Origin of the sequence: Paenochrobactrum pullorum (genome assembly GCF_041929845.1) — a bacterium.
GTDB classification, from domain to species: Bacteria; Pseudomonadota; Alphaproteobacteria; order Rhizobiales; family Rhizobiaceae; genus Paenochrobactrum; species Paenochrobactrum pullorum.
Genome location: NZ_JBHEEH010000033.1, coordinates 1 through 8,396, shown reverse-complemented (window position 1 = coordinate 8,396; position 8,396 = coordinate 1). Strand labels below are relative to the sequence as shown.

Sequence of the window (8,396 nt, the reverse complement as noted above, 5' to 3'; positions counted from 1 at the left end):
GCATCTCTAATTTGCCCAAGTGTCGCATCTCTATATAGCTGTTATAAATATGAATTTGATAAGATGGATTATGGAACGGAATTTTCCGATATAACTAAGTTTCAATGTTTAGCGCATCCGTTCTACCTTACCCAGTAATATAATATCTCTTTTGTTGTCTCGAATTATCTTAGACTAAGTTTTTTGCTGTATTAACAAATAAACTTATACGTATTAGTGAGAACCTCTTTTTTACATAGTCATGCTAGCGGTCGTTCTGAATTCGCAGTTAATCATACTATATCTTATGTCAAGATTCTCCGTCAGACGCAAAAAAATTTCAACCAACACACATGATGCCCGTCAGGTGAAAATGGCGATCTGTCTTTTGCACAAAGCTCGCACAACCTTGATCGCTTGATCGTCGCAAGGGTTAAACAGTTGTGTGATTTTACTATGATCGGCCTCCCCCGTTTAGCCATGCTTTCCTGAAAATGCAGGGTATAGGGGCAGTTCATGAATGTTTACTTTTTAAATGGATAATGATCCTAAATAACTAGTTATTTTCCTTAAAAATTTTAGCTTGTACTTGCAACCAAGAACGAAATTCCGTTAGCAGCGGGTCGTTTAATTTTTCTTGGGGATAGGAGAAGAAATATTGTCCACCTCCAGAAACTGATAATGATGAAAGGATCTGTAACTGCCCAGTTTGCAATTGATCAGAAATTAGAAACCGAGGCAATAACGCTACTCCGATGCCAGAGCAGGCAGCACTTATCAACATTGATTGAATATCAAAGCGTGGGCCCCGCATGACGTTCACATATTCAATGCCGGCGGCTGTGCACCATAACCGCCATGCGTCAGAGCGCGTTGCCAGATGCAAAAGGCGTAGATTTACGATATCCTCGGCAGCAAGCTTCTTCTTTCCGGAAAGTAATTGAGGGCTGCCTACTGGAACCAGCATTTCATCAAAAAGATAATCAGCATAGGTACCAGGCCAGTCCGGTTGGCCGAAATAGAGCGCGCCGTCTAACGCAGTCTCGCTAAAGAAAAAGCGAACGCTTCGTGCACTGACATTAACTGTTACTTTCGGATGGCTCGCATAAAAGCTTGGAAGACGAGGTATGAGCCACTGTGTACCAACGGTTGGCAATGCGCCAATTTCAAGAACTGTCCCGTCTGCTTCATAACCCATGACCTCAAAAGTATCTCGTTCAAGTGTCTTGAGAAGGTGAACTACTCTTGATGCATAGGCTGTTCCAGCATGTGTTAATACTATTCTTTTTTTAATTCGGTGAAAGAGTCGTACTCCAAGCTGTTGTTCTAATTGAGATATCTGTCTGGATACTGCGCTTTCTGTCAATGATAACTGATCAGCAGCACGCGTAATGCTTTGGTGATTAGCAGCTGCGTTGAAGGCGGTCAAAGCTGTCAAGCTAGGTAACTTGCGTCGCATAGTTAGTTCCAAAAACTCAAGATGTCCTCGATATATATCGTTTGCTCAATATGCACAAGACACCTTACATTTAAAGCAGATACTCTGTGTGTGAAGTTGGAACGGATAGAAAATATACGCCTCTAGCGGTGATACTTTCTAGTTACACCCGTTGAAGCCCCTGTTGAAATGGGGGCCGCTATTTTTTCCACAGGCATAAGGAACACATAAATCTGTTTTGGGAGGGCAGAATGGGTGTTAATAAACTTCATGATGAGTTTCATACAATAGATATGAACAATGGTTGGCAGTTGCCAGATGGCTATGATCCAGAGTCTGGTGCTTTAGAAAAAATTCTTTCAGGCGAATTGGACACGGAAAATAAAAAAGGCAGCAGAACTCGTCTTTTGAAGTTTCCGGCAGGATTTTTTTCAAGCAAGCCGATCGTACATGATTATTGGGAGGAGGTTTTTCTTGTTAGCGGAGATTTGACAGTCGGTAATGATGCAGCCGGCAAAGGAGGCACTCCCTTTTCAGGTTATACCTATGCTGTCCGGCCGCCAGATGCTTGGCACGGGCCATTCAAGTCTGAGCAAGGCTGCCTTTTGCTCGAAATTCACTATTTCGATCCGGTCTAAGATATGAGGAAAACTATATCAGAAGCGCTTGCCGAGCTTTCATCAGGTAAGAGCACAAGCACAGAATTGACGCAACTTGCTATCTCGCGAATTCTGGATCCGTCAGGTGAGGGCTCGCGTGCCTTTATCGGAGGTGTTCGTGCTTCGGCAATCGCGCAGGCACATGCGGCAGACCGTACTGACATGTCAAAATATAGCAGGACGCTTGCTGGCATACCTCTGTCGATTAAAGATTTGTTCAATGTGCGCGGCGACATCACAAGAGCTGGCTCTCGTGTATTGAGTGAACATGTGGCAGATGATGATTGTACGGTCACACAGCGGCTGCTTTCCGCAGGTGCCGTTCTGATTGGCCGAACGAATATGTCAGAGTTCGCTTATACCGGCATAGGCATCAATCCACATTACGGAACCCCGCTTAACCCTTGGGACAGAGCAACCGGTCGGATACCGGGTGGCTCCTCTTCAGGGGCTGCTGTTTCAGTGGCGGATGGCATGTGCATCGCAGCAATCGGAACAGATACCGGCGGCTCGTGCCGTATACCGGCAGCACTTTGCGGGTTGGTTGGCTTCAAACCGAGTGCCGGCACGATCTCAAGCAATGGTATTGTGCCTCTGTCGCCTAGTCTAGACAGTATAGGCTCCATTGCCAATTCAGTAGAATGCTGTGCGATACTAGATCAAGTTTTGCGTGGTGAGAAAATTAGCTCTCTCCATACTGCATCGGTTTCGGGGCTTCGGGTGGGGGTTCCCGCTAACTATATGCTTGATGATCTGGATGATGAGGTCGCCGCAGCGTTCTCACAGGCCCTGGAACAACTGTCCGCAAGTGGTGCGGTTATTTCGAAGGTACATTTTAAATCGCTCTCCAGACTTGGAGAAATGATTTCTAATGGCGGCATAGTTGCTGCAGAGGCTTATGCATGGCATCGGGATTTATTAGCAAAACAAGCAAATTTGTACGACCCTCTTATTCGAAAGCGCATCGAGGCTGGTAAGAGCATCACAAAAATAGAATACTCAAAACTTTTACTCAAGCGGGAAGAACTCTCTTTGCTTTTCGCTGATGAGTCATCTGAATTTGATGTATTGGCCATGCCCACTGTTCCCATTGTTGCGCCTGCGATCATGACTTTGGCTGATGAGGATGAGTATTACCGCATAAACAAGCTGCTTTTAAGAAATACCTCGCCGGCCAATATGTTCGGGAGCGGCGCTATTTCAGTTCCCATTCATTCCAGTGAAAAAGCCCCTGTAGGACTGATGTTAATGGGCCATCGCAATGCAGATCGCCGGCTTTTTGAAATTGCTCAAGGCGTATCAAACATGTGTGCGCACTACGTAATGTAGCGCATTTCGGAGAAATACAATGAAATTTGAAATCGAGAGTCATGAAGGCTCTGAAAATGTTGATATTCCGGTACGCAAGTTGATTATTGCCGGTTGGGCCGGACGTAATCAGGCAGCAATTGAGCATCATATTGTTGAATTGGAAGCTTTGGGTATTAAAAGACCCACTAGCACTCCGCTCTTTTATCGCGTGTCTGCATCGCGGCTATCTCCGTGCCATGTTTTGGAAAATTCTGGACCGGATAGTAGTGGTGAAGTCGAATATTTCCTGATCAGGCACTCAGGTAAAACTTATGTCGGCGCAGCTTCCGATCATACTGATCGCAAAGCAGAAGCAATTGATGTCACTTTATCCAAACAAATGTGTGACAAGCCTTGCGCATCAAAACTTTGGCCGCTGGCTGAAGTTCTGCCCCATTGGGATCGTCTGCTTTTGAGCTCGCGCATTACAGAGAACGGAGAAGCGGTCACATATCAGGAGGGAGGTATTAAAAACCTTTTGCATCCAGATGAGCTGCTTTCAAAAATGTCGGGTTATGAGACCATTGAGGATGGTACGGTTCTTCTTGGCGGCACACTTCCTGTTATTGGCTCCATACGTCCAGCATCGCGCTTTGAATATCAGCTGTATGATCCGGTTTTAAAACGCACGATCGCCAGCAGCTATGATGTTCAGGTCATGCCGGTGCGCGCCTGAAAACTTCTTATTCATTGCATAATATAAGGATATCGAGGGAAATATGAAAAAAGAACCCCATCCAGTAATCATTGCTGGGGCAGGACCGGTAGGTATGATTGCTGCAGCAGATCTTGTTCGTCAGGGAATTCCGGTTCTTGTACTAGAAAAACTCAGCGATCTGAGCACTGAATCCCGCGCATCCACGTTTCACCCACCGACTTTGGATATTCTTGAGGATCTGGGTTTTGCTGATGCACTGATTAAACAAGGTTTGAAAGCGCCGACTGTTCAATATTGTTCATCTGAAGATGGTGTTCTTGGAACATTTAATTTCGGGGACATATCCGACCTGACCCGTCATCCTTTCCGGCTTCAAGCAGAACAATTCAAGCTGACACGCATTATTCTGGATGTCTTGCAAAGTAATCCGCTTTTTTCCATCTCTTTTGATAGTGAAGTAATTTCTGTTTCTCAAGATGAAGACAGTGTACGCATTATCGTGCGTCAACATGGTCTCGATCAAGAGTTGGATTGCTCTTGGCTGATTGGTGCTGACGGGGCAAACAGTATTATCCGACGTGACCAGAATATAGAATTTGAAGGCTTTACTTGGCCAGAGCGGTTTCTGGTTATGACAACCCCGGTTGACTTCGAAATGTTGCGTCCTGGCTTATCGTCTGTGACTTATGTGGCAGACTCGGAGAGATGGTATTTTCTTCTACGTATCTTGGGCGCTTGGAGAGTAATGATGCCGGTTCCTACGGAAATGAGTGATGAGGAAGCAACGTCCGATGCTTATGTAACCGCTTCGTTAAGACGGGTTGTGCCAGATCATATGGACTGCCCGATTATGCATAAAACTTTGTATCGGGTACATCAGCGTGTTGCGGCAGAGTTTAAGAAAGGGCGCACGTTTTTGGTTGGCGATGCTGCGCATATTAACAATCCGCTTGGTGGTATGGGGATGAATGGTGGTATTCATGATGCGATTTGTCTTACCAGCAAGCTGGGACCTGTAATCAACAAAACTGCTAAATCGTCCATTCTTTCTGACTATGATCATCAGCGCAGAACAGTAACTCTTGAAGCAATTCAAGGAGATACTATTCGTAATAAAAGAAACCTTGAAGCGAAAGATGAGGCTGACCGGTCTAGATTCCGTAATGAGATCAGATCAGCAGCGAATAATCCTGAATTGGGACGAAAACTTCTGCGACGCATAGCAATGTTGGATTCGTTGGACCGTGCTGATGCCTTACTTGCAGAGGCAGCCGAATAATCTAGGTGGCTAATATTCGTCTGATGATTATAGAGCAATAATTAATTATTCAAAATTTTATCAATAATAAAATAACGGATGAAAATTCGTAAACAGATAGAATTTTGAACAAAAGGGAGGAATTACAATGAAAAACTTAATTCTAACACGCAGAAGAATGCTCCAGACCATTGGCCTCGGAGCGGCTGCCACAACAGGAATGCTTGGACATGAGGCGGCGTGGGCACAGGTAAACCGTTCTGGCGCTGGGGGGCTTGCACCACCATCTAATGGATCATTTCTCATTCCTATTATCCAGAAGCTGGAACTCGATAAACAAAATGGCTTGGATTTCGATGTAAATCTATACAGCGACCCTTCTGTTTTATACTCTGATCTGGCTTCCTCACGTACGAGCCATATTTTCGGAGCCATCTATAACTGTGCGAATTTTTATGTACGTGGTGTGCCACTCCAACTGCTATTTACGATTTCGACTGCTAACCATGCTTTCATCAGTAAGGATCCGGCAATACGCACCCCGCATGATCTTGAGGGTAAAACAATCGCTGCTACGACGAGTTCCGGCTTTTATGGTATGGCGGAGCTCTTTTTAAAGCAGAATGGCCTTGATCCTCGCCGCAATTTGAATCTCATCAACTCGCCACCTTCATCAGTCCGTACGCAGTTACTGGCTGATAAGGTCGATGCAGGGCTGCTGTTTGATCCGGCTTTGTCTGAAATGCTGACACATGATTTCCATATGGTTGGTGATATGAATGCCGGTATCCGGCAAGCCCTTTCGATCAATTCGGATGCGCCTGTCTGGTATTTAGGAGCATATGCTCAGAAGGAATGGATTGATGGGAACCCTAAGCGGGCAGCCTCAACATTAAAAATGTGGCAGGAGGCTGCAAGTTTTTACAATCAGAAACCGGATGAGGCTGATGCGATCATTTCCGAATTTACACGGGTACCATTAGAAGCACTTGCTTTGAGCCGTAAATTCGGGATTACGCAGTTCAAGATCGAGCCAGCGATTGAACAAAAAGATAATATAAATGCACTTTTTCGCGGCTTTAAGGATGTAAATTTTCTGACTGAATTGCCTGATGAAGGCATTTATTATGATTGGGGGGCGACGAATGAGTAATTCAAACAAAAATGTCGCTTCTAGAGCGCTTGCAATCGAAACCATGCCAGGAATATCCAAAATGTCGTCATCTAGACGATATATGTGGCTTCAAAGTATTTGGCGGCAGGTACTGCCTTTTCTTGTAATAGCTGTGATTTGGCAAATTGCAGCCCAGTTTTCAAAACCTTATCTCTTTCCGGGTTTACAAAGCGTCGCTTTAAGTTTCTGGAATATTCTGACTAATTGGGATCTGCTTTCACAAGGCTTGATCACATGGACAAGGCTTATCCTCGCGGTCTCTGCATCCTTGTTAATTGGTATTCCCATTGGCCTAGCCATGGGATTGTCGCGTAGAATCGATGAGTTTTTACGCCCTCTCGTAAAATTTATAATGGGGATACCAGCTTTAAACTGGGTCATTATTGTAATCATCTGGTTTTCGACGACTGAGTTACGCATCGGTTTCGTACTGATTATGTTGTGCACACCAGTCACAATTTACTGCGTATATGACGGGGTGCGTGCAGTAGACCGGAAGCTGACCGACATGGTGCTCGCCTTTGGCGCAGACCCAGTTCAACACGTACGTCTGTTGTTATGGCCTTATGTAAAAGCATCTGCCTTCACTGCGGCCAAGCTGAATGTAGGTAATGCTGTGCGTACAGTTATTGTTGCTGAACTGGTAGGAGCCTCTTTTGGTATCGGTAAAGAGCTGGATTTGGCTAAGAATGTTTTTGACATGTCTGCTGTTCTGGCTTGGACGTTATTCCTTGTAATGATGGCACTGGTTATGACGTACGCGATTGAATTCCTTGAGCGTATTGCTCTGCGTTGGCGTGACGATAATCGGGGAATTAACTAAAATGGGGAATGGAATGTCTGCTTCACCTTATGAAAGCATGCCTAAACTCGTTATTGAAAATGCAAGAAAGAGTTTCCGCCAGACTAATGGCGGAGAATTCTCCGCTATTGCTGATCTGAGTTTTTCAGTTCAATCTGGAGAGTATGTGGCGATTGTTGGACCGACAGGTGCGGGTAAATCCGTGTTGCTTGATTGCCTTCTCGGCTTGAAAAATCTTGATAGCGGCCAGATACGAATTGACGGACAAAGAGTTGAAAATTTTGTTCGTAAAAAGAAAGGGCATATTGCCCGAATTTTCCAAGAAGACCGTCTTCTGCCTTGGCTTTCTGCCACGGATAATGCGGCATTGGCACTACGGATACAGGGAGTGGAACAACAGAAACGGCGAGATATAGCAGCTAAATGGCTGGATGCAGTCGGGCTAAGTCAGTTCAAAAATGCTCTTCCGAGCGAATTGTCGGGGGGGATGCGACAACGCGTTAATATTGCCCGTGCATTTGCTGCCAATCCTGAGCTGGTTCTTCTCGACGAGGCGTTCAGCGCGCTAGATGACGTGACTGCATCAAGGTTGCGACAGGATTTCAAGACCCTTGCCCATGAACAATCTACAACGTTTCTGATTGTTACGCATAGTATTGATGAAGCAATTTTTCTTGCAAACCGTATACTAGTTTTTGGTGCTCCGGCAAGATTAATGGCTGAAATACCAGTTCCAACTGATGCTCATAAAGACCGATTCATATCAGACCGCATCAAGGAAGAGGTTCGAAGTTTTATTACCGCCGGCGCTCGAACTAACTAAACACGGACACTTATATTTTCTAAAGGTATCATTGGACTTATTAAAATAAGGCCTGTTAGTTTAAATAATTGACAGGCATTATTTTGAAACAATAACTTGGTCTAAATTCGTTTTATATTTATCAAATTAGTAACCGCCTATGACCGGAATAACTGCACCTGTTATATAACTTGAACATTGGACTTGATGTGGTGGACGGCCTCCTGATCCGCTTTTGTGCGATAGTGTGGTTGTTTTTAAAAGCCACCAAGGAGA

At 44.9% G+C, this 8,396-nt stretch carries 8 protein-coding genes; 7 read left to right on the top strand and 1 reads right to left on the bottom strand.

Annotated features, from left to right (window positions below; all coding sequences use genetic code 11):
* Nucleotides 1–535: 535 nt before the first annotated feature.
* The gene (locus JNC77_RS17230; protein ID WP_374834737.1) at nucleotides 536–1,438 is read right to left on the bottom strand and encodes a LysR substrate-binding domain-containing protein; all 903 of its coding nucleotides are present in this window, start codon (nucleotides 1,436–1,438) and stop codon (nucleotides 536–538) included.
* A gap of 230 nt (nucleotides 1,439–1,668) precedes the next feature.
* On the opposite strand from JNC77_RS17230, the gene JNC77_RS17225 reads away from it, so the two are divergent.
* From JNC77_RS17225 to JNC77_RS17195, 7 genes are all read left to right on the top strand, one after another.
* Nucleotides 1,669–2,055 (top strand): cupin, encoded by a 387-nt coding sequence (locus JNC77_RS17225; protein WP_374834735.1) that lies wholly within the window; start codon nucleotides 1,669–1,671, stop codon nucleotides 2,053–2,055.
* A gap of 3 nt (nucleotides 2,056–2,058) precedes the next feature.
* Entirely contained in the window at nucleotides 2,059–3,405 is a 1,347-nt protein-coding gene (locus JNC77_RS17220; protein ID WP_374834733.1) for an amidase, read from the top strand.
* Between the two features lie 19 nt (nucleotides 3,406–3,424).
* Nucleotides 3,425–4,102 (top strand): DUF2848 domain-containing protein, encoded by a 678-nt coding sequence (locus JNC77_RS17215; protein WP_374834731.1) that lies wholly within the window; start codon nucleotides 3,425–3,427, stop codon nucleotides 4,100–4,102.
* A gap of 43 nt (nucleotides 4,103–4,145) precedes the next feature.
* Nucleotides 4,146–5,363, top strand: coding sequence for an FAD-dependent oxidoreductase (locus JNC77_RS17210; RefSeq protein WP_374834729.1), 1,218 nt, complete (start codon nucleotides 4,146–4,148; stop codon nucleotides 5,361–5,363).
* A 127-nt stretch (nucleotides 5,364–5,490) separates the two neighbouring features.
* Nucleotides 5,491–6,495 (top strand): ABC transporter substrate-binding protein, encoded by a 1,005-nt coding sequence (locus tag JNC77_RS17205; protein ID WP_374834727.1) that lies wholly within the window; start codon nucleotides 5,491–5,493, stop codon nucleotides 6,493–6,495.
* On the top strand, nucleotides 6,488–7,339 hold the full coding sequence (locus JNC77_RS17200; RefSeq protein ID WP_374834725.1) for an ABC transporter permease: 852 nt from the start codon (nucleotides 6,488–6,490) through the stop codon (nucleotides 7,337–7,339). Before JNC77_RS17205 ends, JNC77_RS17200 begins: the two co-directional genes overlap by 8 nt.
* Nucleotides 7,340–7,352: 13 nt before the next feature.
* A complete protein-coding gene (locus JNC77_RS17195; protein ID WP_374834723.1) occupies nucleotides 7,353–8,141 on the top strand; it encodes an ABC transporter ATP-binding protein in 789 nt (262 codons plus the stop codon).
* The last annotated feature ends 255 nt before the right edge of the window (nucleotides 8,142–8,396 follow it).

Excerpts from the sequence above, each read along its gene's own strand:
- JNC77_RS17230 (WP_374834737.1), bottom strand. The coding sequence starts at position 1,438 with ATGCGACGCAAGTTACCTAGCTTGACAGCTTTGACCGCCTTCAACGCA.
- JNC77_RS17225 (WP_374834735.1), top strand. The coding sequence starts at position 1,669 with ATGGGTGTTAATAAACTTCATGATGAGTTTCATACAATAGATATGAAC.
- JNC77_RS17220 (WP_374834733.1), top strand. The coding sequence starts at position 2,059 with ATGAGGAAAACTATATCAGAAGCGCTTGCCGAGCTTTCATCAGGTAAG.
- JNC77_RS17215 (WP_374834731.1), top strand. The coding sequence starts at position 3,425 with ATGAAATTTGAAATCGAGAGTCATGAAGGCTCTGAAAATGTTGATATT.
- JNC77_RS17210 (WP_374834729.1), top strand. The coding sequence starts at position 4,146 with ATGAAAAAAGAACCCCATCCAGTAATCATTGCTGGGGCAGGACCGGTA.
- JNC77_RS17205 (WP_374834727.1), top strand. The coding sequence starts at position 5,491 with ATGAAAAACTTAATTCTAACACGCAGAAGAATGCTCCAGACCATTGGC.
- JNC77_RS17200 (WP_374834725.1), top strand. The coding sequence starts at position 6,488 with ATGAGTAATTCAAACAAAAATGTCGCTTCTAGAGCGCTTGCAATCGAA.
- JNC77_RS17195 (WP_374834723.1), top strand. The coding sequence starts at position 7,353 with ATGTCTGCTTCACCTTATGAAAGCATGCCTAAACTCGTTATTGAAAAT.